This is a genomic window from Actinoplanes cyaneus, assembly GCF_016862095.1.
GTDB classification, from domain to species: Bacteria; Actinomycetota; Actinomycetes; order Mycobacteriales; family Micromonosporaceae; genus Actinoplanes; species Actinoplanes cyaneus.
Map to the genome: position 1 here is coordinate 1 of NZ_BOMH01000065.1, position 573 is coordinate 573.

The following is a 573-nucleotide window of genomic DNA, read 5'->3' on the forward strand; positions in this document are numbered from 1 at the left end:
CCCTGGCCCTCACGGGTGCATCACGCCCTGGAAGCACCCCGGAAAGCCAGCCCGAGCTGGGCGGGTGGGCGCGGGGCCGGGTGCGGGGTGGTGGGCCGTAGGGTGGCGAGCGTGGTGGAGGACGAGCGGGTGGAATGCACGGTGACGGTGTGCAGGGACTGCTGTTGTGGCAGCCCCGCGAAGCATCCCGGGGTTGACCACGACGGGCAGATCGAGCGGCTCCGGGCGGCGCTCGGCCCGGAGCACCGGGTGCGGACCAGCCTGTGCCTGGATGTCTGCGCGCAGGCGAACGTGCTGGTGGTGCAACCCACGCCCGAGGCGAGGCGGGCGGGGGCGCGACCGGTGTGGTTCGGGCTGGTGCTGGACGATCTGGTGCTGGACGACATCGCCGGCTGGGTGAAGGCGGGCGGACCGGGCCGTGCTGAGCTGTCCGCGGTGCTGGAGTTGTCCGTCATCACTCCTCCGGCGCCGGAGCGTCCGGGCACTGACGGAGTCGGGAACCCGGGCTGAGAGCCCGGGAGCCGCGCTGGTGCCGGGAGTGGGTGCGGCGTCGCGGTGATCTGAGCGTGCCCC

1 protein-coding gene is annotated in these 573 nt (G+C 73.6%); it reads left to right on the forward strand.

Annotated features, from left to right (window positions below; translation table 11 throughout):
* Positions 1-141 precede the first annotated feature (141 nt).
* Positions 142-510: a hypothetical protein gene (locus Acy02nite_RS37430; RefSeq protein ID WP_203752390.1), complete on the forward strand. Its 369-nt coding sequence runs from the start codon at positions 142-144 to the stop codon at positions 508-510.
* Positions 511-573: the final 63 nt, after the last annotated feature.